We start from the raw sequence: 26,911 nt of genomic DNA, 5'->3' as shown, positions 1-26,911 counted from the left end.
AGACGCTGATGGCTAAATGCTGATCGCTTATATCGATTATGCCGGCTTAAGGAAGTCTTCCTTAACCAACGCCCCTATTCCCGGCACTTCAGGCATCCCGATCACTCCTTTTTCTTTATACACGATACCACCCTCTACAGGATCTTCACTAAACATCAGCGCGGTGTCGAAATCAAAATAAACAATCTGCTTACTGCAAAGCGCCAGGTGTGCAAAAGCCGTCATGGCCAGCCGCGATTCCAGGAAGGCGCCGATCTGTATCTCCATATTTGCCGCTTCTGCCAGCCGGATCATTTGCAGGGCATTATAGATGCCGCCACTTTTCCCCAGTTTGATATTGATACGGTCACAGGCCCCCATTTTGATCAGCCGTTGTACATCGTGCTGATCACAGCAGCTTTCGTCTGCCATCATGGGAATGGGGCTTTGCGCTTTTATATCAGGCAGCTCCATAAATTCCCAGCGGGGAATGGGCTCTTCGCAATGCTGGATCTTAAAGGGCTCCAGCGCTTTGAGCGTTTCAATGGCCTCATCCTTGCTCCAGCCCTGGTTGGCATCCACCCGCAGCGGAATCTCGTTGCCTACAGCCTCCCGTATGGCCCGGACCCGTTCCACATCCTGCGGGCCGCCCTTACCGATCTTTACCTTAATAACTGGGAACCCCTGTTCTTTTATTTTTAAAGCATCGGCCGCCATTTTTTCCGGCGCCCCCACACTTACGGTATAATCGGTGGCGATCTCTTTGTTCCGGTCGCCGCCTAAAAATTGATACAGCGGCAGCCCCGCATGTTTTGCGGCAATATCATACAGCGCCATATCAAAGGCGCTTTTAATGCTTTTGTTTCCGTAAATGATCCGGTCCATGTCCGCGATCCGTTCGCCAATGGCCAGGGGATCCTTGCCCAGCAGCGCCTTTTCAAAGTACCGGCCTACCACCAGCCCGGTATCTGCCGATTCACCATTGATACTCATGAACGGGCTGCATTCTCCCCATCCGGTGATGCCGGCATTGGTTTCTATTTTTACAATCACACTTTCCGCGTTGTAAAGCGGCCCGAGGGAAATAATAAAAGGCTCCTTTAAGGGGATGAACAGTTTGTAAAGGTCGATCTTTGTAATGGTTAATGCTTGCATATGCTAAAAATACAACTGTTCCTGTTTTGAAGCAAAACCGGCAGGCAAAGTTAGATAGGTCCGTTCAAAAATATTCACCCCGCCATCATTCACACATTCCGGGGACCCAATCGTTAGCTGACCTTCGTTATTTAGCTTAATAATATAATTCGTCCCTGAATTATAAGAGGTATGGAGCATCGTCGATTTATTCGTCATTCCACATACCTTCTGTTCATAAATGATAAAGGTAGCTTTTTCTGTCTTTTTATCTTTTCCGTTGTATACGGTCATGGTTCCGTCCGTGTTCAAAAAAATATATTGTTCCGTTTGGGGATAGGGAACCAGCAATTGGCCGAAACCTCCTGTTGTACCCATCAGTTTCCAGGCTCCTAAAAGATCCCGGTACGCTTCTGTAGCATTTTCGGAAGATTTTTTACAGGACGCCCCTAAAATAATCGTCATAAGCAGCATAGAAATAGTAACGCGTTGCATAAAAACACAAATTTATTTTTCAAAATGGCTTTAAATAAAAACGTAATGCCTGAAAAGATCGCAACAGCCTCCTAAAAATAAGAAATATTCGGGTGCATTCCTTTTCCTTTATGGCAGGATCCATAAAAAGAAGCTGTCAAAAGTCTGAAACCGTCATTCCGGGTGAAGCGAAGCGAAAACAGAGAAATCGCATTACCTGGAAATTAATACAGGAGATTTCTCGGCTTCACTACCTTACGCGCGAAATGACAGACTTTTGACAGCCTCTTTTTAAAAGATTTCCGATTTACCGCACCAGCTTCAATTCGCTGATAATATTGGTAGCACCACCCAGTTTATCAATACACCACAATACATAACGGATATCCACGTTAATGGTCCGGTTCAGATCCTTATCAAAAGCCAGTTTATGGCTCAGGGCCTCGTAGTTACCATCAAAAGCCAGGCCGATCAGCTGACCATTGCCATTGATCACCGGCGACCCGGAATTACCGCCTGTGATGTCATTGGTAGTAATAAAGCCTACCACCAGGTCTTTGCGCACAGGGTCGGCATATTGACCAAACTCTTTTTTCTTTAATAATTCGATCTGCTTTGCAGGTAAGTCATATTCATAATCACCGGGTTTATATTTTTCCAGTATCCCCTTTGAAGTGGTTACATAATCATAAAATACGGCGTCGCGGGGTTTGTATGCCTTTACCTGTCCGTAGCTGACCCGCATGGTGAAGGTAGCATCCGGGTACATCATTTTTGCCTTTGCCGGGTTCATGGCCATTACGCCTTTAAGGTATAAACGGCCATAATCGTTATTTTTTGCCGTAAATTCCTGGTACTTAGGGCCAACTCCCTGCTGATAGTTCCGGATGAACGCTCCCGCCTGTGCAAATGCCGGGTCCGCATCCAGTGTTTTCAGATCCGGGTTCTCCGCAAAGGCCTTCCATTTTGCATCATCAAATACAAAGCTGCTGGCAAATACATCGGCTGCATATTTTTTATAGGTAGCCGCATCCGCAAGGTTGCCATATTTTGACTGTAACTCATTGTAAAAAGCCTCCGGCTGCTGGCTTTTATCTACATGTTCGTAGTACATTTGGGTAACCGCTGCCAGGATATTCTGATCAGACGGTTTGTCTTCTTCCTTTAAGAATTCGGCACGCGCTTCTGACAGACCGGCCGCAATTTTGGCGATGCTTTCTTTGGGCGCCTCAGCAGCCAGCGCATTTCTTAATGCCGTAAGGGACGCCGCAAAGGCGATCAGCGGAGAGCCCATAATGCCTTCATTCAGGTATACCCTTGCCTTTGCATAAGGCCGCCAGGCGTCATACGCCTTTGCCCAGTCTGAAAAAATATCCTGGTATTCCGGTTTTCCTTTTGCCCAGGCATTGAACTGATCTTCCGCTGCCTTCTTTTGCCCGTATACATCGTATTTCAGCAGTTGTTTGGTTTCTCCGTCGAAAAATTTCCAGTAATTGGCAATACTGGCATAGCTGGAAGCCAGTTTCAGTTTTATGGCCGGATCCTTTTTCATTTGCTCAAACATATACTTCAGGCGCACATCCCTTAGTTCCACAAGGGTAGGGTTGTTAACATCTGTTGCCAGTTTGATCCCGTAAGAAGATTCATACCGGTTGGTACCTCCGGGATATCCCCAGATCATCGCGAAATCGCCTTCCTTAACACCTTTTAAAGAAACGGGCAGGAACCATTTGGGTTTTAAGGGCACATTGGCCGGATCATAGGCTGCCGGCTTGTTTTGTTTGTTGGTATATACGCGAAACACCGAAAAATCACCGGTATGACGCGGCCATTCCCAGTTATCCGTATCCCCACCGAATTTACCAACGGCCTCAGGAGGTGTTCCTACCAGCCGTATATCGCTGTAGCGTTCATATACAAAAGCCAGGTACTGGTTGCCTTTAAATACCGGGCTGATCCGGGTTTCAATACTGGCCGCCGCATCGCTCATGCGTTTATTGATCGCTGCCAGCACTTCGGTTTGTTTATCGGCCCGTGCTTTTCCGCTTAGCGTACCCAATGCATCCGTAACTTCTTTGGTCACATCTTCGATCCGCAGTAAGAATTGCACGCTTAATTTGGTTTTTATTTCCTCTCCTTTATTACGCGCATAAAAACCATCGCGCAGGTAGTTATGGTCAACGGTACTGGCACTGGCAATGGCATCATACCCGCAGTGGTGATTGGTAAAAATCAATCCCTCCGCACTCACAATTTCACCAGTACAGCCTCCGCCGAAGATGATAATGGCATCCTTCAGCGAGTTTTTATTAATACTGTACAATTGGTCTTTTGTCAGCTTCAGGCCCTTTTTTACCATGTCGTTATACACCTGCTGACCCAGCAACTGTGGCAGCCACATTCCTTCATCCGCATAGGAGCGGAACACTGCGGTAACCAAAACCAGCAGTAACAGAAAACTTTTCTTCATTCGATCATTATTTTTTAATAAGAAAATAGCGGTTGTTATTTTCAAACAAGCGCCCAAACATACAACAAATGTTTGCAAGTTATTCTGCCGCCCGGAAGAGCGCCCCACTCTTTTGCGCTGAGTTTTAGACGCCTGTTAAAGATCCTTTTGATCCGTTGATAAAAATATTGTAAATAGCTGCTATATTTATACAAACTAAACCAAAAGGCTGTATGAAAAATTTTTTGATCAATTGCACCATCATTATCGGTTGCTGCACTTTCTTTTTGGTTTCCTGTAAAAAAGGAACGGTGGATTTACCGGCAAAACCACCGCCAAAAGATGTGGTGTTTTTGCCACCCAATCTTGGATTTTATGTAGTTGGATATTTTCCAAGTTACCGAACCGTAGCCGAATACCCGGACCGGATGTTCAAAATGTGCAATATCATCAATTATGCTTTTTTTAGTGTAAATGCACAGGGAACTGTAGATATTACCAACCCGGAAAAGTTCGATTCTGTTTATGTAAAAGCCAAAGCCAACGGCGCTAAAATATTCATAAGTATTAATAATGCGGCGAACTTTACAAAAATGGCAGCAACCCCCTCCGGCAGGAATTCCTTTACCCGGGACCTGATGATCAAAGTGCGCCAGTTAAACGTTGATGGTGTTGATATCGATTGGGAATACCCCAAAACAACCGATGGAACCGACAGTACGTTTACGTTTCTGATGAAAGAACTTTCGGATTCCCTGCATAGAAACGGGAAGTATTATCTGACTGCAGCCATTACACCCGGTCGTTATGCAGGAGCCATACGCGATGCCATCAGAACTGAAGTATTTGGGTATGTTGATTTTTTCAATGTCATGATCTACGACGACTTTAGTACCAGTATCTCCTACAAGCAGCATACGGATATCAACCTGTATAATTATTGTATGAACTACTGGCTCAATACGAGGAACCTGCCCCGGGAAAAATTGGTAGCCGGCATTCCCGGTTATGGCCGCAATGCGGGTGCTGCGCAGATCACCACTTCTTACAAAACCATATTGGCCACCGGTGTCAGTGCGGGGCCTGCGCCTCTTTATCTTTCAGATTCTGCAATACTTACCAAAACAGACGGGAGCACTTTCACCAGTTATTACAACGGCCAGCTTACCGTTAAGAAAAAAGCCGCGGATGCAAAATTAAGATGTAATGGCATCATGTTCTGGGAAATCGGACACGATGCCGCAGATGACCGGTCTTTAATAAAGGCTGCCTGCGATACCATCGGAAGAGCCTATTGACCTTTTATACAGGCCCGGTACAACACCTGTCCGCTGAGTGCCCGGAAGTAGTCGCCGACGGTATCTGTATGCAGCCATTGGCGATCAAAGCAGGGTATTCCAGGATCTGCGGAACCAATAAATCTGCCAGCCTTATAGCCTGCTACAGATACACAGCAGGTGTTATGCATACACATCCGGGTTTACAATCGTTGGTAACCGCTCGCCCTTTAAACCTGCGATCGCATTTTTTGCCGCCATTACGGCCATCGCGTTGCGGGTTTCAACGGTGGCCGAGCCGATATGCGGCAGCACACATACATTGGGCATTTTGAGCAGGGGGTTCTGAGGATCCATCGGTTCCGGGTTGGTTACATCGAGGCCGGCACCCCAAATCGTTTGGTTGTCCAGCGCCTCCTTCAGGTCGGTTTCATTATGCAAACCACCCCTGGCAGTGTTTATAAAGATAGAACCGGGTTTCATTTGCTCGAAGGCCTCCTTATTAAAAAGGCCTTTTGTTTCCAGCGAAAAATTGGCGTGCACCGAAAGCACATCGCTTTGTGCCAGCAATGCTTCAAAAGTAACGTAGCGGGCACCCAAGTCTCTTTCGGCCATTTCATTGTGGCTGCGGTTATGATAAATAATATCCATATCAAAAGCCGCCCGGCATTTCTTTGCCATTTCATAACCAATCTTTCCAAGCCCAAACACCCCCAGCGTTTTTCCATACAGCTCCATACCCAGATCGGCAACTGGCTCAAATTCCTGCCATTTTCCATCCAAAATCTTATGATAATTGTAAAAGGCTTTGCGGGATACGGCCAGCATCAGCAAAAAGGCCGTATCTGCCGTGGCCCTGCTCAGTACCCCCGGCGTATTGCCAACAGGGATCCCCAAACGGGTGGCGGCGGCAATATCAACATTATCAAACCCTACAGAAAACAGGGACACTACTTTTAAATGACTGCAGGCCTGTAGGAAGGCGGCATCTGCTTTTACAAAACCGGCACTCAGCAAGGCATCGAACGGTTTTAGCCGGTCGATCAGTTCATCCTGCAGCAGTGTTTTTTCGGCAATGGTATATGAGATGCCCGCTTCCCGTAAAAGATCCAGGCCGGCCTGTGGAATCTGTTTCGTTATAAATATGTTCATATGTAAGGTTTAGATTTGAGAACCAGCCTTTCAGCGATCAGCATCAGCCTTTAGATAATAATATAAGAGAGTAGCTCTTCATAAACGGAGCAGGCATATTAACGGATCATCCAATGCATTTTCCCTTACATTATCACTATTGACTGTTACCTCTTCACTATTGACCTCAACGAAGCTACCGTTATTCACCGACATTTTATCTTCTTCAACCGGTAAAAAGCACCAAACAAGGTACTATGCATTGCCAAATACTAAATTTTGCCAATACCTTTGTGCTACAACCAGTAAAAATGAACATCGATAATACACAGAGCCAAATGCGAAAGGGGATACTGGAGTTTTGTATTCTTTCCGTTATAAAAAGAGGTGAGGCATATCCGAGTGATATTATTGAAGAAATGCGGGCTGCAGGCTTACAGATCCTGGAGGGAACATTGTATCCCCTGCTTACCCGGCTGAAGAATGCAGAAATGGTTACCTATCGCTGGAAGGAAAGTAGTAGCGGACCGCCCCGAAAATATTTTTCACTCACCGGCAAAGGCGAAAACTTTTATAAGGAACTGGAACAAACCTGGAACGAACTATCAAACGCAGTAAATACCTTAAGTACAAAAACCCTAATAACTACAAAACAACGATAATGAAACAGATCATCAATATACAGCTGGGTGGCCGCAGCATTGCCATTGAAGATTCGGCAGCACAAAAGGTACAACAGTACCTGGAAAGCCTGCGTCTTCATTTTTCGAAAGAACCTGGCAAGGAAGAGATCCTTTCCGATATCGAAGCCCGGTTTTCCGAGCTGATGTTCGAAAAGCTGCGAAAAGGAGCCCCGCATATTACCGATGATGACGTGGATGAAATGATTGCCACTATGGGGCGGCCGGAGGATTTTGCAGAAGACGCAGGAACGGGGGCTTCACACAGCGGTTATAATCCGTTTTCTGCAGGCAGCCGGAAATTGTACCGCGATGCCAACAACAAGGTGCTGGGTGGTGTATGCAGCGGCATCGCTAACTGGATCAATATTGATCCGTCCATTGTACGGGTACTGTTTGCCATTATCGCTTTTGGGGGGTTTGGCGCCGGCATTCTGATATACATTCTGTTGTGGATTTTTTTACCGTCACGGAACCTGGAAGGTTACAAAGGCAAACGACTGTTCCGCAACCCGGATGATAAAAAGATTGGTGGCGTGGCCAGCGGTATTGCCGCCTATTTTGGCAAAGAGGCCAATACCGTGCGCCTGATTTTTGTGCTGCCGTTTATTCTCAGCATCATCAATGGCATTTTCAGTCACGGCGACTTTGATCCCTTCCGGGGTGTATTCTTCAGCTCGGTGAGCGGAACCTTCCTGACGGTATACATCATTCTCTGGATCGTTTTACCGGAAGCCATCAGCCCTTATGAAAAAATGGAAATGCATGGCCAGCCGGTCGATCTTAATTCGATTAAGAATAATGTACAGAATTCGATGGGAGATGTCTCCAGCCGGTTAAAAAGCTGGGGAAAAGAAGTGCAGGAGTCGGCAGAACGCTTTGGCCATTCCAGTAAAACCTATGGCCGGAATTTTGGCCGTGAATTTGGAAATGCTGCCGGAAGAGGCGCCCGGGGCCTGGGGCATGGGATCGCAGTGGTGATTAAGGCTTTTTTCCTGATCATCTTCGGCACCATTGTCTTCGCACTTTTTATCGGGTTAATGGCCCTGCTGTTCAGCGGTTATGTATTTGCCCCTTTTAATAATTTCTTATGGACCAGCGAAAATCAGCAGTTCCTGGCATGGGCCACCGTATTGCTTTTTATCGGCGCGCCCATCGCTGGTGCGGTAATCTGGCTCTTCCGTATGATCCTTAATGTAACCACTCCGGGTAATTATTTGAACTGGCTGTTTGGCGGGCTTTGGGCCTTTGGATGGGTGTTCCTGGTACTGTTCATCAGCAGCATTTCAAAAGATTTTAAACGGGCACAAACGACCGAAACACCGGTATCTATTACCCAACCCAAAAACAACAAGCTGATCCTTACCGTTTCCCAGCCGGAGCTGGAATTTAACGGAGATTTCACCTGGCTGCGGGATCGCAACGACCGGGTTTCGGGGTTTAGCCTGAACAAAGACACGTTAAAACTCTCCGATATTTCCATCCGGTTTGATAAGAGCGCCGATTCATTGTATCATGTATCCATCGAACGTCAAAGCTTCGGTAAAACCGATGAAGATGCCCTGGCCCGTTTGAACAAGATCCAATATACCGTGCAATCTTCAGATAGCGTACTGGACCTGGCCAGCGGCTTCTCAGTAGATAAATCCAGTAAATACCGTCTTCAGCGGGTGCAGGTAATCGCACAGGTGCCGGTGGGCAAAAAAGTACAAATGGATCCTTCTGTAAATGAAAAGTTAAACACGCTTGATATTGATGTAGAATCCGGAAGATCCGGTATCCGTCGTATACGGGAAAGAAGAAATTACCGTTTCTACAGCCCTAATACCGCTTATACGATGATGGAAGACGGCAGCCTTAAGGGTGAAAATGAACCCCTTGAAAGCAGCACCCCGGAAGGAACAGACACTTCTTACAGATGGCGGGAACCTGCTGTTGGTGCTGATACTGCAACCAAAGCATCATCCGCCGGAACGTACCGCTATCCATCTGCGGCAACGGATACCGCAAAGACCAAGGACTCGGGAACCTACCGGTATAACGGCGGAACGGATAAGCCGGTGAATCTTTCCAAGGAAGCATTAAACCGCCTGCTGCAACAAAAAGAAAAAGAAATTGAGGAACTGCGCAAAAAAGTAAAACCATAAATATGCCTGCCGGAAGGTCTTTATTCCGGCGCCGTTAACATCCCTTTATTCATCATACCGGCGGAGAACTACCGTTCCGCTGCTTTAAAAACGGGCCGCTTCCCGTAAGGGGAGGCTTATTGCCCAGCCATTATAAATATGAAACCTGCCGCCTGTCTTCTTATGGTACTCATCCTGATTACGGCCACCGCTGCGTCTTCCTTTGTGCATGCACAAACGTCGCCAAAACCCATAGCTCTTTCGGGGATTGTCAAAGACAGCCTTTCAAAAGAACCGCTGGCATTTGCCACCATTGCCGTTTTTTCCAATACCGCTTTTCCGGATACCGTGCTTCACTGTAACGAGCGCGGTTTTTTTACCGTTGCGCGGCCATCCGCCAGCCGGCTTATTGTTACCGCAACGGGCTATCATCAAAAAGCGCTACCCGCAGATACTCTTGTTTTGTTTCCGGATTACTCCATTTTGCTAAAGCCACAGTCACAGGAACTGAAAGCGGTTACCGTGTCTGCCACACAGCCGCTGATCCGGAGGGAAGTTGATAAGCTCGTCTATAACACAGAAGCCGACCCGGAAAGCAAATTCCGCAGCACCCTGGAGATTCTGAAAAAAGTACCTTATCTTTCTTTGGATGCACAAGGCAATCTGTTACTGAAAGGGCAGTCTGGTTACCGGATCCTGATCAACGGGAAGCCCTCCGGTATGATGGATCACAATGCCATGGAAATACTAAAAAGCCTGCCGGCATCCACTATCCAAAGCATAGAAGTATATACAACGCCCCCTTCAAAATATGATGCAGAAGGGCTTGCCGGCATCATTAACATCATTACCACCCGAAAAGTGGGAGAAGGGTATAAGGGTACCGTTAACCTGAATGGGAGCGCTCCGGCGGGCGGACCCGGAGCCGGCTTTTCTTTTACGGCCACGCAAAAAAAATTCGGGGTAGAGCTGTATGGCGGTGCCAATGCCTCCTGGAGCCCGCTGGTGCAAACAGGCACCAGCCGCTCCACAACCGGCGACCTTCCTACCGTTCTATCGGTTTCGGGCTCCAGTAAAAGCAATAACCACGGGCGGTATATCGGTTCACAGTTCAGTTATGAGATCGATTCCCTGCAGTTGCTCACCGCCCAGCTCAATGCGAACGGTTTTACTTCCAAAGGATCCGTTTCAAGGCTTTCCATGCTGGAAGGTACCGCTTCGTTACTACAACAATACCGCCAGCGCAATACCGCCGGCGGAAAGAACAATGGTTTTGACGGTTCGCTGAACTACCAACTGGGTTTTAAAAAAGATAAATCAAAATTATTTACCACCTCTTATCGCTTTATGCAGTATCAAACCAGGAATCACTCAGAAAACGTATTCGATGAACGGGTTCAATACGATGATCCGGATTTTAACCAATTGAACAACACATCCACGCAGGAACATACAGGTCAGGCCGATTATATCCAGACCCTGAAAAAAATAAAACTGGAAGCGGGCGTAAAGGCTATTTTCCGGAAAAACGAAAGTAATTTTCGTACCCTCCGGTACATGAACAACGTTTTCCAGGAAGACCCGGAACAGCAAAATGTGTTTGCCAATCATCAAACAGTATTGTCGGCATACAATTCCTATCAGCTGGCTTTAAACCAATGGAGCTTTAAAGCCGGGGCAAGACTGGAGCAAACCATCAACCAGATCAGTTTTCAATCTACCCGCACCAAGGTAAATAAAACCTATTTCAACCTGGTACCGACCCTTGTAATGAACCGGAATAATGCCGATGGCAGTTATTTTAACCTGGGGTACAGCCAACGCCTCAAACGCCCCGGTATTAACCGGCTGAATCCTTTTGTAAACCGCTCCAACCCCGACTTTGAAGAAAGCGGGAACCCCGATCTGAAGGCCACATTGCTACACAATATTGACCTGGGATATGGCTTTAACCGAAAACAATCCGTTAATATCGGGCTCAGTTATGCCTTTGCGCATAATTTTGACCTGCGGTCTTCCCGCTACGATCCGGCCACCCGTATCACCTATATCACCTATTCCAACTCCGGCGATATTGCCGCACTGATGCTGAATATGAACCTGAACCTGGCCATTACAAAAGCCCTTAAAACAGTGGTTAACGGCAACCTGGCGCATTTCTGGATTGAATCTGATGCCGATGCCCGGCTCCAAAAGCTCAAGCGCTTTATTTATTCCGCATCCCTGAATAATACCTATACCTTTTCCAAAGACTGGATCGCCGGTGCCTCTGCCGATTTTTATGGCAGGAACATTGCTCCCGCGCAGGTGCAGGGCACCATTAACGGTTTTATTGCCACCAGCTTCAGCTTAAGTAAAAACATGCTGAATCGTAAGCTTGCTCTGTCTGCTTATGTCAACAACCCGTTTACCCGCTTCCGCACCAGTCGCACCGAAATAACAGGCTCCAACTTTACACAAACTGATTTTACAGAAGCATATTTCCGAAAGGCCGGCATCAGTGTTAATTACAAATTTGGCAAACTAAAGCAGGATATCAAGCGGGGCAAAAGAAGTATTAATAACAATGATGTAGCTAATTAAAATATCATAAAAAATAAAAAAGATCTTTTTAGCACTAACCATTGCCCTTCGTTCGGGCGCAACACATGCGCAGGAAACACAACAATCGTCCTTGTTCTTACAGTTGCAGCAATACGACAGCCTGCTTTTTGAACGGGGATTTAATCATTGCGATCTATCATCTTATGATAGTCTTATTGCTGAAGACCTGGAGTTTTATCATGATATATCCGGCATTACCATAGGAAAGACGGCATTCATAGCCTCCGTAAAAACCAATATTTGTGGCAGTGCCAATAAAGTAAAACGCGTATTGGTACCCGGAAGTATGGCCGTTTATCTCCTTTCCAAAAAGGGCGTTCTGTATGGTGCGCTACAGGAAGGGGTACACACGTTTCATATTTTAGAACACCAACAGTGGCGGAAGGTTGGCGCTGCCCGGTTCTCTCATTTATGGATCCTGGAAGACCATACATGGAAACTAAAGCGGGTGGTGAGTTATGATCATAAAGCAGCGCAGTAAACCGCCCGTTTAAACCCGCTTTGGTTTCATTTACAGGCCGCGTTTTTTTATTTCAGCCTCCACGGTTCCCGGCGTCACCCATATCTGACCATCGTCATCATGGCTGAGAACTTTATAATTCGCATCCAGTAAAAAGCGAAAGGGGATAAACGATACCGCGTATTTTTTTGCCAGCGGGCTCTCCCAGTTTTTTAAATCGGATACATGGACCCATTGGCCGATTTTATCTTCGTTAATAGCCTTCAGCCATTTCTCCCTGTCGCTGTCAAGCGAAACACTGATGATCTCTAAACCCCGGTCTGCATATTTTTTGTACAGCTCTATCAGGCGCGGATGTGTGATCCGGCAGGGGCCGCAATCACTGGCCCAGAAATCAACCAGTATCAGCTTTTTATTTTTAACGTCAGAAAGTTTAAATATTTTTCCGTCAGCTGTCTGCATGGAGAAGTTTTCAAAACCGCTCTCTTTGCCAATTGCCTCATTCCGTTGCAACCCATTCATGAGCCGCTTTATTTCTTCGGTTGCCAGTTGGGCTGGTGAAAGTTTGGCAATCAGCGCCTTTGTTCCATCATACCCGCTATAGTGCTTTGTGCTGCGGATGATATCCGGCAATATCCTGGACCCAGGGTATTTTTTTATAATACTGTCGACATAATAAAATGCCCGTTCCCCTTGTCCCGTCCTGTTAGCAGTTTTCTTTTCGTCATCCGTTTTATACCCGGCAAATCCGCTGCAGGTTGCTTTTTGATAGTCGTTATAGATCATGGCATCCAATGGCCCTGTTAGCGCCGGGATCCGCATTAAAACAGCCTGGATTCCGTTCATCCTTATTTCCTGGCATTCCAGGGTATATACGCCTGCTTCCAGCCAAATGGCACTGGCGCCCGAGCTATCCGTTGCAATCAGGGCCACATGGGGTTCGCGAACAGTGCCGCTTACTTCAAAACTGCCGTCCGGTTTAATCCACGCATCGGGAAGTCCTGATATTTTAATTGTTTTACTTTTACTGAGCAGGTTTACGCTGCCGCGAATAACGATCTTTTGGCCAGCAGCCACAGCTCCGGTGAAAAAGACCAGGGTCATTATCAGAATTCGTTTTTTCATCCAACAGTCATTTATTTTAAATGATCAACAAGCATCATTTTGATCCGGTGGTCGCAGCCAGTTGTGCGCGTTTCAGTTCACTCATAAAAGCGATCTTATCTGCACTTACCGCTCCTTTTTGATCAATCACCACATAAGTAGGATACCCTCCGTTTGCATTTAATTTTTTCCGGAACGCATTTTCCAATTCTTCATTTATAAAAATATGGGTTCCTTTCGGTTTTAGTGTCCCGATCCGGTTTTTCCAGGTTTCTTCGTCGGAGCCGGATGTGGTGCACAAATAAATATACGCCACCGGAAGATCCTTGCTTTCCTCATGCAATTTTTTACTATTGATAATATCCGCGATGCAGGGGCCGCACCAGGTAGCCCAGATATCGATCACCAGCGCCTTGCCATTAAATTTCGATCTCAGGTTACTGATAAAACGGTCGATATGGTCAATGCTGTCCAGCCTGTAGAGCCAGGCCCCGAAAGAAAGATTTGCAACCGGTTTTCCGATAAAATAGCTATCGGAACTCAGCGCTCCCTGCGATTGGAATACCTGCTGTACCTCTTTTTGACTGGCAACAGACACATTCAGTTCGTTCTGCACCACGTGCTTTGTCCACTCCGTCTTCATGGAATTAAGCAAGCGGGGAAAAGCAGTGCTGAAATAGTCTTTACCCAATTCCATTAACGATAGCTTTAAAATATCGGTTTGTGGCTGAATGCTGTTTTTTTCCACACGCTGAACGAATTGCTCAAAGCTGGCGGTCTGCACCTCATTCTTTAGCAGCTGGTACCGGCGCAGATATAACTTTTTAAGGATGGCCGTTTTGTTTTCCATCGCAGCCGCCTCGTATTTTTTTATCGAGTCCAAAACCGCTTTTTGTTCGGGGGTATACGCGCTGTATTTTAAATAAAGCAGGTCTTGTAAACCAGGTAATGCTTTATCTTCCGTAAAGGCATAGTTCCGCGACAGGCTTCTGTAGAAACCCGCGCCATCATTACTCATAAAATAAGGCTTATGCGCAATAATTTTCTGGTAAAAATCGGCCGTTGAACTATCGCGTCTTTTTAAACCTACGATCGCCCAGCAATAAAACCGGGAATCGGTTTCATTCCTTATTGCCCACTCATATTCCGGCTGATCTTTTATATAGGCATTATCCAGCTGTTTCATTGCCGTATAGATCGAATCGGCGGTTACCAGGAACGAGGGCTGGGAAATGACGCTGTTCGCCGCATCCAGGCAAACCTGAACCAGCCGTGAGGACAACTGATCATTCTGACCCTTTTTATACAGGACCCTCCGGCACAGCGCTTCGTTAAGCGCAGCATCCGTTCCTTTAAATATCATGCCTTTTCCGTATATATACATCTCTTTCTGCAGTTCATCAGCATCAATAACCACTTCGAGGTCCGTATTTATTAAAACGCCGGTGTACAGGTACCCCTCAACACTTAACCATACCTGTTGATAGGGCAGGTTTTCGTTCAGTTTTATAAGCGCCTTTCCGTCATTATCGAGCGCGGTATAATAAGTTGCCTGTGTAGCTGCACCCAAATGAACAGCAGTATACTTTACTTTAGTTCCGTTTAAGGGTTTAGCGGCATGAAGGATGCGGATCCTGAGTTCCGGAATCTTTCTCGACCGGAGATAATGATCCATCTGTTCATCTTCAATGGGCAGTGGCCGAATATTGTTTTGAGCAAATAATGATACAGATATAACCAATACCGCTAAAGTAGTTAAGGTTTTCATGAGCATTGTTTATTTAAGGTGAATCAGCATTCTTGTTATCGCTTCTTTTTTACTTCTGGATACCGGTATCTGCTCTCCATTCTCTAATACCAGGTAACCGCCTTCGTCCTTTATCCAGCTTTTTATATAGGCTTTATTTACTAGGTGCGATTGGTGGCAGCGCAGAAAGCCAAAGTCTGCCAACAGTTCTTCATATTCATAAATCGGTTTGGAGACCATTATTTTTTCATTGCCGGATAAATAAAAGCTGGTATACACATTCGAGGACTCGCAGCGAATGATTTCCTTCGGATGCACAAACCGGGTTTCTTTACCGGCCGGCAGTGCCAGTTTATGGGTAGTCCGCTCTTCCCGGTTGCGGATCAGTTGCAACAGGTTTTCCAGTTCTCGGTTCTGCATCTTTTCGCTGATGCGTTGTGCAGCCTTCTGTACAGCCGCTTTCAGCTCATCAATATTCAGCGGCTTTAACAAATAGTCCACCGCCGAAAACTTAATAGCCTGTATGCCATACTGATCAAAGGCTGTGATCAGGATGATTTCAAAAGAATGCGTGGAAAGTTCCTGCAACATCTCGAACCCGTTCTTGCCCGGCATCTGTATATCCAGGAACACAAGGTCCGGTTTCAGGCTTCTGATCAGCGCAGCGCCGTCGTCCGCATGCATGGCAATGCCTGCGATATGCACCTGCGGGCAATATTGGTGCAGCAGCCCTTCCAGGTTATCAATATTATTCCGTTCGTCGTCTATGATTACCGCTTCTATCATAACAGCCAGTTTTTAAAATAAATGGTTATGGTTGTTCCCTTTTTTCCGCAATCAAACAAAAGCCGTATCTGTTGCTGGTTCAGGGTTTCGTTCAGCAGGGCGATCCGGTCCCGGGTCAGTTTCAGGCCAAAGCCTTCGGTGGTTTTTGCCGGATCAAAACCCTTTCCGTTATCCGTTACCGTTACCACCAAATCATTATCGCTTTCTTTGAAATCAACCTGCAACAATCCTTTTTCCTGCAGGCTTGCAATGCCGTGCTTTACCGCGTTCTCTGCCAGTGGCTGCAGTAACAGTGCGGGTACTTCCACTGCGTTACGGTCAATCGCATCATCCACGTTGATATGATACGCAAATCCAAAACGCAGCTGCTCCAGGTTCAGGTATTTTTGCAGTATAGCCGTCTCATGAGCGATGCTGATCAGTTCACGGTCGCTTCCCTTTAATGATTCCCGCATCAGGATACTGAATTCCGACAGGTACTGGTGGGCCGCCGCTGTGTCGTTTTTTGTAATCAATCCCTGTATCGAATTCAGCGCGTTAAAGACAAAATGCGGATTGAATTGCGACCGGATGGATTTTAATTCCGTAGATACCTGTTGCTTTTGCAAGGCCGCCGATTTCAGTTTTCTATGCTGCATCCGGTTGATATAAAGGATGATCAGAAACGCAAGCAGTATCATGATTGCGGCTCCCATAATTATTTTAAACCAAAGGGTTTGATACCAGGCGGGCAAAATGGTGAAGGGATAGGAGGAAACGCTTTGCCGTTGCACACTGTAACGTGTTAACAGACGGTATTGGCCGGGCTCCAGCTCTTTTAACCAGATAAAGTTCAGGTCAAAATCATTCGGCCTCCACCCCGAACTATCCCTTCCCTTAACAAGGTTATATTCTACAATTTCCTTTGATTTCACCTTATCTGCCAGGTAAAAAATAAGGCTGGTTTCATTGTTTTGAAACGTGTCTTTTTTAATCAGAAGCCGGGCCTGCCGTGCTTCAGCGCCATCTTCGATATTGGTGCCCGGATCCATCTGCCACTGTATTTTAAATGCGGTTAAAAAGGCATTCATATTTTGTTGGGTAAATACTCCTACTACTTCAGGTGTACGTTTCAGCCAATAAGCAGCGAGCCCTACCAGTATGCTGGAGTCATTCCGCTTTCTTACCTGGAATAATAAGGAGGTCCCGATATGCTCTTTGAACTGGCCTAAATATGCAACTTCTTTTATTTTGGGTTCATCCGGCACCACCCAAATCAAATCTGCAGCACAAAAGACTTTGCATTGGGTCCAGGGAACTCTTTCGGTTGTTTTATTTTCCAGAATCCGGTATTCAAACAGGTGTGCATTCTCCCTGTTAATGCCGCTTACGGTAACAATGATTCCCACAGAATCAAAAATCGGAACAGGATAAGCCCCTGAATAGCCCCTGAACGTTTCGTAAACCTTTGAGCTGTCCAGTTTATTTGCTTTTAATAAGGGGATCTTGGTCTGGGCGAATAATCCCTGCAATAAAATATTTGTTGAATAATACCCGATAATCCGCAGGTCCGGCCGTCCTTCCTTTCGCGCACGTTCATCTTTATTCCAAGCGTTCCGAAACTCAGTCCTTGCCTGTCGCCAGTTAAATGTATCCCTGAAATAAGGATGCCGTATATCCGTATCTTGTGCAATTCCTGTTTTAAGCACCCAGAACAATAAAGTAAAAAGCAATCCTTTTTTCATTCGCCTGAAAATCTTACAACAAAACAACAGCATTTTCCATAGTTTTTCGAATCCCGTTTTGAAAACAGTTCGAACAAATTTGAATAAAGCAGGATGGGCGGTGTGTTTGGAAATTTTTTCTGGCAACAGCCAATTATTGCAATCGATTACATTTTTTTGTATATTTGATCCTAAACAAACCGTTTGCCATGCATTCAAGAAGAAAATTTATTGCCCACTCCTCGGCATTGGCCCTGGGGGGGCTGGCCCTGCAATCGTTCAATACAAAGAACTTCTCCCGCATCCGCACAGCCGCAGCCGACCAGATCCGGATCGGCGCCATCGGTATCAATGGGATGGGCTGGGCCAACACGCTTTCCATGCTTAAAAACCCGGGCGTAACACTGGCCGCACTCTGCGATGTAGATAAAAATGTGCTGGATAACCGCATGCGCGAACTTTCCAAAATGAAAATCGATACGTCCAACATTAAAACCTATAACGACTACCGCTCATTGCTGGACCGTAAGGATATTGATGCGGTGATCATCGGCACACCGGATCACTGGCATGCCCTCATCATGATCCATGCCGTGCAGGCAGGCAAGGATGTATACGTGGAAAAACCGGTAGGCAATTCCATTGCCGAATGCCGGGCCATGGTAGCAGCGCAGGAAAAATACAATAAAGTGGTACAGGCAGGGCAATGGCAGCGCAGCCAGCAGCATTTCCGGGATGCGGTGGACTTTATCCGCTCAGGGCAGCTCGGAAACATCCGCACCGTGAAAGTATGGTGCTACCAGGGCTGGATGAAACCCGGGCCTAAAGTAGCCGACAGTGCAGCTCCGGACGGCGTGGATTATAAACTTTGGCTGGGACCGGCTAAAGCACGTCCCTTTAACTCCAGCCGGTTTCATTTTAATTTCCGCTGGTTCTGGGATTATGCCGGCGGGCTCATGACCGATTGGGGAGTGCACCTGATGGACTATGCCATTTTCGGGATGGATGCATCTGTTCCAAAAACGGTTTCTGCCCTGGGTGGTGATTTTGCCTACCCTGATCTTTATCAGGAAACACCGGATACCCTGGCGGCGCTTTACCAGTTTGACAATTTTAACCTGATCTGGGATCATGCCATGGGTATCGACAACGGGCTGTATGGAAAGGACCATGGCATTGCTTTTATCGGCAATAATGCCACCCTGGAACTGGATCGCGGCGGATGGGAGGTGCTGGAAGAAAAACGCAGCAGTAAAAAAGTAAGTGTATTGCGAAAAGGTCCGTCTGATAACGGGTTAGACAAGCATACGCAGAACTTTATCAATGTAGTGCACTCGCGGAAACTGGCTGACCTCAATTGCCCGATCCAAACCGGCGCACATATTGCCACCGTTTGCCAGATGGGAAATATTGCTTTCCGCAGCCAGGAGAAAGTTACCTGGGATAAAGCTACCAATAAGTTTACCAACAGTAAGCTGAATGCGTCCTATTTTATGGCACCTTATCATAACGGCTACCAGCTACCCAAAATATAGCGGCAGCTTAACCCCGGTTATTTTTTAGCCACCACACAGGGCGGATCTGTATATTTTTTTGGACAGCTCCGCCCTTTTTTATTCCTTTGAAAGGAATAAACGACACCGATGCTATTCATCAGACACCTTGCTCCATTTTGCCTTGCTGTTTTTTTTGTGCTGAACACGCACCATGCCCAGGCCCGCCTTAAAATTCCGTTCGGCAACAGGGAAGTACTGCAAACAGCCGCCGATCTGCCGGATACAGACGCCTATCTTTTGCCAGACAATAAACATTACCTGGACCTGGGTGTGCTGCATGAAGAATACAATATTGCCTACATCCTTCCGCTATGGATCACCAAAGAGCCCCGGCTGGTGGGCTACGACAAACAGCGTGCTACTTTTTATGAACTTACAGGTGAGCAGCTCCGCGAAATCTTAACGGAAAACAAGCTGGAAGAACAAAAGCTGCTGCGGCTGGGCTTTTATACCCGTTATGGCGGAAAACTGGTGGCCCTTGTGATTCTTTCGCTGATCATTTATGGATTCCTGCCCTCAAAACCTAAAGACGTAACCCCTCAACGCGTTTGATCTATTCACTAAAACAAAATACAATGTCAACAATCATCTACGTGGTTATTTTCTTCGTTGTTTTCTATGCTGTGGCCATTTTCTGGTGGAGATCCCAACGCAACAAATCGAAGAACGCCTTTGCAAACCTGGATCTCTCCCGCGAAGCCCGCAGCGCCCCGCAATATCAGGAGGAACTCATGAACGGCGACTATGCCTTCCTGAAAAAGCAGATGAACACCGCACCCATTGATGCATTTACCACGGCCGCCAGCGAATACTCGGCAACCGACCGTGCAAAAGATTTGGGCAAAGATGCACTGAAAAGTCTGGCCACGCTGGGAACCGTAAAATTTACTACGGTAACAACGCCTAAATATCTTGCCTTAAGCGGAGATGAGTTACACCTGTTTGATACCAACAAGGACGGGGACATCGACAAACACCTGGTATTTGACCGGCAACGGCTGCAGCAATCCGCAATCTCTGAAATACCGCTATCGGGCAGCTCCTGGAAGCATATAAAATATGGAGATTATGCACTGCGATCCTACAAACTGGAACTGCATACCGATCAGCAACCGGTTCATCTTATATTATACAGCGGTCTTGTAAATGTAAGCCCCAATAACGCCGCATTCCTGTCTATGAATGCCAACAAACAGGTACAGGAGTTTGTGGTTGGTAATTATTTTTTAAACAAACTAGGCGAACGATATCCACATTTAAAAGTGCCTTCCTATCTCCCTGTTGCCTGACATAGCAGATTCCACATTCTTATTTAAAAGCATGGCTGGTAGTCATGCTTTTTTTTTGCCAGTGTTTTTTATTCTGCTGAAACACCCGCTTAATATATTTCCTGCAATGCAGGATATGCGGTACAGAATGAGACAGGGTGCCGCCATATACGCCTCTAAAAAGTGACCGCCTCGGCAGTTCAGGAGGATTACCGCAACAAGACTTAAATTTGCGATTATGGCAATGACGTGGAATAATTGTTTTTCCTCCAAAAGATATGGGATTGATAAGGCAACAAGAGATACCCGGAGCGATTTTGAGCGCGACTGGGATCGCATCATTTTTTCCAGTCCTTTCAGAAGACTGCAGAATAAAACGCAGGTGTTTCCGCTACCTGAGGAAATTTTTGTGCACAACCGGCTTACCCATTCACTGGAAGTAGCCAGCGTTGGCCGTTCATTGGGAGGACTGATCGGTGAAAAGATTGCTACCCTAGCGGATGTGGAAAAGGACGTGGATGCGGCTACTTTTTATATAAGTGATCTGAAATATGTGATTGCGGCCGCCTGCCTGGCACATGATATGGGCAACCCTGCTTTCGGACATTCGGGGGAGGAGGCCATTTCCAAATACTTTAAAAAAAGAGACCGGTCTAACCAACCCGATGATATCACCTTTAAACAGTTATTCAGCCCAGCCGAATGGAAGGACCTCATCACCTTTGAAGGCAATGCCAATGCGCTCCGTATTCTTACCATGAAGCAGAATGGCCGCATGAAAGGCGGTTTCCGGCTTACTTACAGTACCCTTGGCTCCATCATCAAATATCCCTGTGCGTCGCTGGCGTCCGTAAAAGGCATTCTTCACCGTAAAAAATACGGATATTTCAAAATTGATGAAGACGTGTTCCTCGAAATAGCACAGGAACTGAATATGATCCGTGATGCCGATGCCGGTCCGGAGATCGGGTATCAGCGTCATCCTTTTGTGTTTATTGTTGAAGCCGCAGATGATATTTGTTATAATATCATCGATTTTGAAGATGCCCATCGCTTAGGCATCCTGAGCTATGATGAAGTGCGGGATTCATTTTTATCCATTATTGCTGCAGACCCCAAGGCAAATATGGACTCGGTTAAAAGAGTAGCGGATGATCTGAGCGGCGATCCCAATGAATCCATTGCTTACCTGAGGGCAAAATCTATCGGGGCGCTGATTTATAAGTGCACCGGGGTATTCTGGGAAAACAGGGATGCGATCCTGGCCGGAACTTTTGAAAAAAGCCTGATCGACGCTATTCCCGAACTGGAACGGCCCCTGAAAAAAATTGCAACGATCTCCCGGCAAAAGATCTACAACGCCCGTAAGGTGGTGGAGCTGGAGATCGCCGGTTTTCGAATCATGTCCGGGCTGGTGGAAGATTTTGTAACGGCAGCATTAACACCGGCTCCACTCCGGGAAAAAGAGCATCAGAAAATACTGGAGCTGCTGCCCACGCAATACACTTTTGATGAAGCCGGAAGCCCCTATACTAAAGTGATGCACATCCTTGATTTTATTTCAGGCATGACGGATTTATATGCATTGAAGCTATACCGCAAACTAAGGGGTATTGAAATGTAATTTAGTGCTCGGAACAATGCAGTCAGGTTTGCTTATATACCTGCAAACCGCAAGACCAATACGAACGAACGGTAATACCGGCAAGCTTACGGCACGCTTTAAAACAAGATGTGGTATTTAATCACTAAATGCATTTGCGATCATTCATACATAAACGCCTGTAACCAGCGCCCTGTCTGCATTTCAGCAGTTTTTACCATAACGCATTCTATCACTCTGTTTAACAGCCGATAAAAAATCACCCAATAATTAATCGGACTTATCGAATAAACAACGGCACTCATCGAATTCTTCAGCACCGGAATTACAATCCCTTTATTTTCGCACCCGATTAACATCAAACAGAAAATTTTAGCCTAAGACTGTTATGATAAACTACAGTTACCGGAATAACACAATCATGATTGTTTCAAAAACAATATGACAATAACCCCGGAACATTGCTAAAATAAATGCTTTGACGCAGGGACCCTACATCAGGACGCTGGTGTTCCTTATCCCTTTTTGATTTGTTATGGATGTCTTGCGGACGACCAATGCAGGCCGGTTGTAGCCCATAGATATCTGTCTGGCGTATACCCTCCAAACAAGCTTTGGATCCGGTATGGATCACAGCGCAACTATGAACAGGACCCCTATGCGATCGCCGTATCGCAGTACCGTACCCGAGCACGTTTAAATGGGTTAAAGGCAGGCGCTTGAAAACTTTTATCGCCTTTAATCAAACATAAGGCATTATCTGCCCTGAAGCAGGAACAATGGTTCTTTGTTACAGGAACAGGTGATGTGGCAATGGCTTTGCGCATACGCCAAATGCTATTGCAAACAGTTCATACGGACTGGCATGTACAATGCTGCCTGCATTGCGACCTGTTTTGCCCGTCATCAACCGGTATATACATTTTAAAAATAAAACTGAACTTGAAAATGACACGAAGAAAAATTACAGCAACAACACTATTAACACTTTTATGTGTATTGCTTTCGGGCTTCTATGGCGCTGTTGCAAAAGCACAGTGTACGAATTGCGGCAATGCTTACCTAAACGTTACAGATATCAGCTCCATCGAGTATGATAATATGATAAGCCTGTTTCACAGCACAATGACCAAGCAGGCAAGCGGCAAAGTATTGGTTTGGGGCGAACGTACCAAGAGCAATGGATCCGGCAGCAACCTGGTTCCGGCCGAGCTGAACAGCGCCAACTATTCAGGGCTTACCGGTGACATCTTAAAGATCGCCGCAGGTAGCAACAGTCAGAACAATGCACAGTTTGCCGTATTAACCACTACCGGTCTCTTTATCTGGGGCGACGAAGGCATTCTGGTAAGCAGCTCCTTTAAAAGCGGAACCAATTTTGCAAAAGTAAACAGCGGTCTGCCTGCCGGTGTAAACCCAACCGATGTTAAAATGTTGTTTGGTACCTATCAGACCCTGGCGCTGCTTACTTGTTCGGGCAATGTATGGGTACTGTCGCAAAACAGCGACATGCGCGGTGCCGGTAACAATGCCAGTTCATCCACTACCTGGTACCAGGTAACCGAATCCGGAAGCGGAAATCCCGTACTCAGCAATGTCGTTGCTGTAAGAGGCGCTCCCGGTGGTTTAATGGCTCAAAAAAGCGATGGCACCGTATGGACCTGGGGAAGGGAAGTTTATCTGGGCAACGCAGGCGACTATAACAACCGCAATCGCGCTACAAAAATGACGTTAACCTATTCCGGCAATACCTTCACTCCCAAAATGATTGGGATGACCGGCACCACCGGTAGAAGCAGCCATTATATCCTGGGTACCGATGGTTATATTTACAGCCTGGGAGATAACAGCTACCGCCAACTGGGTGACCGCAGCACTAGTGAAAGGAAGTCCTGGGTACGTGTAAAATCAGGCAACAGCACAGACCTTGGCAACATTGCCTGGATCAGCCCCAATGAGCATGACAACTACGGTGTAAGCGCAGTAAATGCCATAACTCAAAACGGCGTGGTTTGGGCCTGGGGCAGTAACGAACGGAATATGCTGGGACTGGGCGATGCCAGCAGCAATTATAATCCCACAACGCCTCCCGGCGGGCTCACAGGATCCGACCTGATCGTAGCTGTTGAAACCGGCGGACACACTTCCATGGTAGTTAAAAAATGCAGCGGCCGTTATGGTTACGTAGGACACCGCGTACATGGTAGCATGGCGGATGGTTCTGATGCAAACGAAAACGAAACCACTTATAATTTTTCTGCAACGGCGGTAATGGATATCTGTGGGGCCAGTTCCGGAGCTACCACTTTGTTCCCACCCCAGGGCACCGTACATATCGGTGACCAAATCCAGCTGGATTATGCACCAGCCGGCGGAACCTTTACAGTAACAGGTCCTGCAACTATTACACAAACCGGCTTATTGACCATTACCGGGAAAAATACCGGTATTAAGGTAACCTATACCGCCAGCGGAGATTGCGGTACCACGTCTTCTGAAATCACGATCAAGGCTGAAGATATCTTTTTACCGGCTACATTTGATAAAGTAAGTGCGAGCATCCGGGGGAACCAGCTCCTGGTAAGTTTTACTACACTTACAGAGCAGAACAACAGTCATTTTGAAATTGAAGCCTCAAAAGACGGCAAAACATTTGTGAAAATAGGCGCGTTAAAGAGCACTGCCATCAATGGAAGCTCCAATATGCCGATCAATTACAACTTTGATATGAGCCAGAGCGCCGCTACCGGCCTGTTGGGTATGTCTGTTGCAGTACTGGCTTTTGCGGCACTGCTGGTAAACCGCAGAAACAAATGGATGCTGATGGTTGCTGTAATGTTGGGCACGGGCATCTTTGGCGCTACCTCCTGTAAAAAGCAGGAAGCAACACCCATCGATAATAATACCAAGCTGTTCATCCGCATCAAACAGGTAGATAAGGATGGTGGATACAGCTATAGTAAGGTGATACAAGCCGTACAGGAATAATATACCGTTTACCGCCGGCACACAATCAGCCGGCCGCACACCAGAATTCACTCCTGTTGGAAACAAGCCCCCCGTGTAAGAAATTACCGGGGGGCTTGCTTTTCAAAAAACGGCAACTTTCCTTGTAACCTGCGGAATACCTTGCGCACATTGCGGTTAAGCTTTTTTAATGCAACGAACGTTAAGGATCCGCAAAGGACCAAAAAATTTTCAATGACTACAGTTCCGTTGTGATCCTTTCGGCTTTGCACATTGCGGTTCAATTTTAACCACAAGCTATGACAACATGCATTGCGTTCTTCCGGCGCTATTTCATTGCTATTCCGCCTCCTGTCAATTCATTTTATGCAACACAGTTGCATAAATAAAAAATAAATCCTAGCTTTGCCTTTTTAGAACGGGGGGGAGGGCTCGTGCGTGGAAAAGGCCCGTTCTGCAATCAACCGTTTAAATTGATTTTATGACAACAACGAACTTCTTTGATGTAATAATCATCGGCGGTAGCTATGCAGGTCTTTCTGCGGCAATGGCACTGGGCCGGTCTTTAAAGAACGTACTGATGCTGGACAGCGGAACGCCCTGTAATGCTGCTACGCCACATTCGCACAATTTTCTTACCCAGGATGGCCGGAGGCCGGCTGAAATAGCAGCGCTGGCCCGGCAACAGGTAGCGCAATACGGTACGGTACAGTTTCGCTCCGATCCCGCAACCGGGGTAAACAGGCCCGGACCTCATTTCACGGTATCAACGCTATCGGGCCAGGTGTTTCACAGCCGGAAACTGATCTTCGCAACCGGGATCAAAGACCTGCTTCCTGCTATAAAAGGCTTTTCCGATTGCTGGGGCAAATCGGTGATTCATTGTCCTTATTGCCATGGTTACGAATTCCGAAATCATAAAACGGGCATCCTTGCCAACGGCCCCATTGCAATACATCTGGCAACCCTGGTTCGTAACCTTACCAGCGACTTAACCATATTTACAAATGGAGCGCCGCAATTTACAGCGGAAGAAGAACAGCGGTTGCAGCAACGGAATATTGCCGTTGTGCAAACGGAAATCAGGGAACTGCAACAGTCAGGCGGTCAACTGCAGCAGGTGATCCTTTCAGATGGCGCGGCCATACCCTTAAAAGCTTTATATGCCCGCGTACCTTTTGAACAGCAAACACCCTTGCCGGCAGCACTGGGCTGTTCCTTTACAGAACAGGGGCATATCCTGGTAGACGGCATGCAAAAGACCTCGGTACCCGGAATCTTTGCCTGCGGCGATGCGGTATCACCCATGCGTTCTGTAGCCAGTGCCGTGGCAGGAGGGAATCTTGCAGGAGCGATGGCCAACCATGAGCTTTCGCAGGAAGATTTTATAGCACCGGTATCATAAAAAAAGAGGCGGCCGCCTCTTTTTTTTATTTCCGTTTTTAGTCGTTCACCCACAATGTCCAGTGCTGGTCAAACTTGTACCATTTACCATCGGAGCCCTGCCATTTCCATTCGGGAACTGCTTCCCATTTTTTACCGTCCGTACTCCACACGAGTTTCCCCTTGTAGATCTTCAGCCATTTCCCGTCCTTGTCCATCCAGGCGCCACCTTCAACAGCCGCCCATTGCTTCCCATCCGTACTCCACCAGAGTTTGGTCATCTTATCGATCTTATACCAATAGGTTGTTCCGTCCTTTACGCCCGGCCAGGACTGGTTCATTACTTTTTTCCATTCGGCCTTTTTTGAGCTGTATGCCGAAGAAGCTGCATTACCTGCATTCAGATCGTTGATCAATGCGCTGTTTAGCAGAAAACAGGCAGCAATCAGTATTACTTTTTTCATATTTCTGTTTTTAAAG

The 26,911-nt window shown here is 46.7% G+C and carries 20 protein-coding genes; 11 read left to right on the top strand and 9 right to left on the bottom strand.

What is annotated here, in order from left to right; all coding sequences use genetic code 11:
* Positions 1–36: 36 nt before the first annotated feature.
* The 3 genes from LL912_RS18015 to LL912_RS18005 form a co-directional block, all read right to left on the bottom strand.
* Positions 37–1,134: a mandelate racemase/muconate lactonizing enzyme family protein gene (locus tag LL912_RS18015; protein ID WP_235554995.1), complete on the bottom strand. Its 1,098-nt coding sequence runs from the start codon at positions 1,132–1,134 to the stop codon at positions 37–39.
* A 3-nt stretch (positions 1,135–1,137) separates the two neighbouring features.
* Positions 1,138–1,608 carry a hypothetical protein gene (locus tag LL912_RS18010; RefSeq protein ID WP_235554994.1) on the bottom strand — a complete coding sequence of 157 codons (471 nt, stop codon included), beginning with the start codon at positions 1,606–1,608 and terminating at the stop codon, positions 1,138–1,140.
* 286 nt (positions 1,609–1,894) lie between these two features.
* Positions 1,895–4,057 (bottom strand): S46 family peptidase, encoded by a 2,163-nt coding sequence (locus tag LL912_RS18005; protein WP_235554993.1) that lies wholly within the window; start codon positions 4,055–4,057, stop codon positions 1,895–1,897.
* A gap of 212 nt (positions 4,058–4,269) precedes the next feature.
* On the opposite strand from LL912_RS18005, the gene LL912_RS18000 reads away from it, so the two are divergent.
* Positions 4,270–5,334, top strand: a complete 1,065-nt coding sequence (locus LL912_RS18000) for a glycoside hydrolase family 18 protein (RefSeq protein WP_235554992.1) — start codon at positions 4,270–4,272, stop codon at positions 5,332–5,334.
* 162 nt (positions 5,335–5,496) lie between these two features.
* On the opposite strand, the gene LL912_RS17995 is transcribed toward LL912_RS18000, so the two are convergent.
* Positions 5,497–6,465, bottom strand: coding sequence for a 2-hydroxyacid dehydrogenase (locus LL912_RS17995; RefSeq protein WP_235554991.1), 969 nt, complete (start codon positions 6,463–6,465; stop codon positions 5,497–5,499).
* Between the two features lie 290 nt (positions 6,466–6,755).
* Between LL912_RS17995 and LL912_RS17990 the strand changes: the two genes are divergently transcribed.
* The 4 genes from LL912_RS17990 to LL912_RS17975 all read left to right on the top strand — a co-directional run bounded on the left by LL912_RS17990 (position 6,756) and on the right by LL912_RS17975 (position 12,335).
* Positions 6,756–7,106 carry a PadR family transcriptional regulator gene (locus LL912_RS17990; protein WP_235554990.1) on the top strand — a complete coding sequence of 117 codons (351 nt, stop codon included), beginning with the start codon at positions 6,756–6,758 and terminating at the stop codon, positions 7,104–7,106.
* A complete protein-coding gene (locus LL912_RS17985; protein ID WP_235554989.1) occupies positions 7,106–9,271 on the top strand; it encodes a PspC domain-containing protein in 2,166 nt (721 codons plus the stop codon). The genes LL912_RS17990 and LL912_RS17985 overlap by 1 nt, the downstream gene beginning before the upstream one ends.
* A gap of 138 nt (positions 9,272–9,409) precedes the next feature.
* Positions 9,410–11,833 carry an outer membrane beta-barrel protein gene (locus LL912_RS17980; protein ID WP_235554988.1) on the top strand — a complete coding sequence of 808 codons (2,424 nt, stop codon included), beginning with the start codon at positions 9,410–9,412 and terminating at the stop codon, positions 11,831–11,833.
* A gap of 91 nt (positions 11,834–11,924) precedes the next feature.
* Positions 11,925–12,335: a nuclear transport factor 2 family protein gene (locus LL912_RS17975; protein ID WP_235554987.1), complete on the top strand. Its 411-nt coding sequence runs from the start codon at positions 11,925–11,927 to the stop codon at positions 12,333–12,335.
* 30 nt (positions 12,336–12,365) lie between these two features.
* Here the strand turns inward: LL912_RS17975 and LL912_RS17970 are convergent, their stop codons facing one another.
* The 4 genes from LL912_RS17970 to LL912_RS17955 are packed head-to-tail and all read right to left on the bottom strand — an operon-like array spanning position 12,366 to position 17,675.
* Positions 12,366–13,439, bottom strand: coding sequence for a TlpA family protein disulfide reductase (locus tag LL912_RS17970; protein ID WP_235554986.1), 1,074 nt, complete (start codon positions 13,437–13,439; stop codon positions 12,366–12,368).
* Between the two features lie 34 nt (positions 13,440–13,473).
* Complete coding sequence (locus LL912_RS17965; protein WP_235554985.1) at positions 13,474–15,186, bottom strand: TlpA family protein disulfide reductase; 1,713 nt, start codon at positions 15,184–15,186, stop codon at positions 13,474–13,476.
* A gap of 9 nt (positions 15,187–15,195) precedes the next feature.
* Positions 15,196–15,951 carry a LytR/AlgR family response regulator transcription factor gene (locus LL912_RS17960; RefSeq protein WP_235554984.1) on the bottom strand — a complete coding sequence of 252 codons (756 nt, stop codon included), beginning with the start codon at positions 15,949–15,951 and terminating at the stop codon, positions 15,196–15,198.
* On the bottom strand, positions 15,948–17,675 hold the full coding sequence (locus tag LL912_RS17955; protein ID WP_235554983.1) for a sensor histidine kinase: 1,728 nt from the start codon (positions 17,673–17,675) through the stop codon (positions 15,948–15,950). The genes LL912_RS17960 and LL912_RS17955 overlap by 4 nt, the downstream gene beginning before the upstream one ends.
* Before the next feature lie 188 nt (positions 17,676–17,863).
* Between LL912_RS17955 and LL912_RS17950 the strand changes: the two genes are divergently transcribed.
* The 6 genes from LL912_RS17950 (at position 17,864) to LL912_RS17925 (ending at position 26,453) form a co-directional block, all read left to right on the top strand.
* On the top strand, positions 17,864–19,189 hold the full coding sequence (locus LL912_RS17950; protein ID WP_235554982.1) for a Gfo/Idh/MocA family protein: 1,326 nt from the start codon (positions 17,864–17,866) through the stop codon (positions 19,187–19,189).
* A 108-nt stretch (positions 19,190–19,297) separates the two neighbouring features.
* The gene (locus LL912_RS17945; RefSeq protein ID WP_235554981.1) at positions 19,298–19,762 is read left to right on the top strand and encodes a hypothetical protein; all 465 of its coding nucleotides are present in this window, start codon (positions 19,298–19,300) and stop codon (positions 19,760–19,762) included.
* Positions 19,763–19,785: 23 nt separating this feature from the next.
* Positions 19,786–20,499, top strand: coding sequence for a hypothetical protein (locus tag LL912_RS17940; RefSeq protein WP_235554980.1), 714 nt, complete (start codon positions 19,786–19,788; stop codon positions 20,497–20,499).
* 217 nt (positions 20,500–20,716) lie between these two features.
* The gene (gene dgt / locus LL912_RS17935) at positions 20,717–22,102 is read left to right on the top strand and encodes a dGTP triphosphohydrolase (RefSeq protein WP_235554979.1); all 1,386 of its coding nucleotides are present in this window, start codon (positions 20,717–20,719) and stop codon (positions 22,100–22,102) included.
* Between the two features lie 927 nt (positions 22,103–23,029).
* A complete protein-coding gene (locus LL912_RS17930) occupies positions 23,030–25,069 on the top strand; it encodes an RCC1 domain-containing protein (RefSeq protein ID WP_235554978.1) in 2,040 nt (679 codons plus the stop codon).
* 460 nt (positions 25,070–25,529) lie between these two features.
* Positions 25,530–26,453, top strand: coding sequence for an NAD(P)/FAD-dependent oxidoreductase (locus tag LL912_RS17925; RefSeq protein ID WP_235554977.1), 924 nt, complete (start codon positions 25,530–25,532; stop codon positions 26,451–26,453).
* Positions 26,454–26,490: 37 nt separating this feature from the next.
* Here LL912_RS17925 and LL912_RS17920 read toward each other — a convergent pair whose 3' ends face one another.
* Positions 26,491–26,895 (bottom strand): hypothetical protein, encoded by a 405-nt coding sequence (locus tag LL912_RS17920; protein WP_235554976.1) that lies wholly within the window; start codon positions 26,893–26,895, stop codon positions 26,491–26,493.
* Positions 26,896–26,911: the final 16 nt, after the last annotated feature.

It is taken from the genome of Niabella agricola (assembly GCF_021538615.1).
Classification (GTDB): Bacteria; Bacteroidota; Bacteroidia; order Chitinophagales; family Chitinophagaceae; genus Niabella; species Niabella agricola.
The sequence above is the reverse complement of the archived record's forward strand: the minus strand, read 5'-3'. Positions and strand labels throughout refer to the sequence as shown.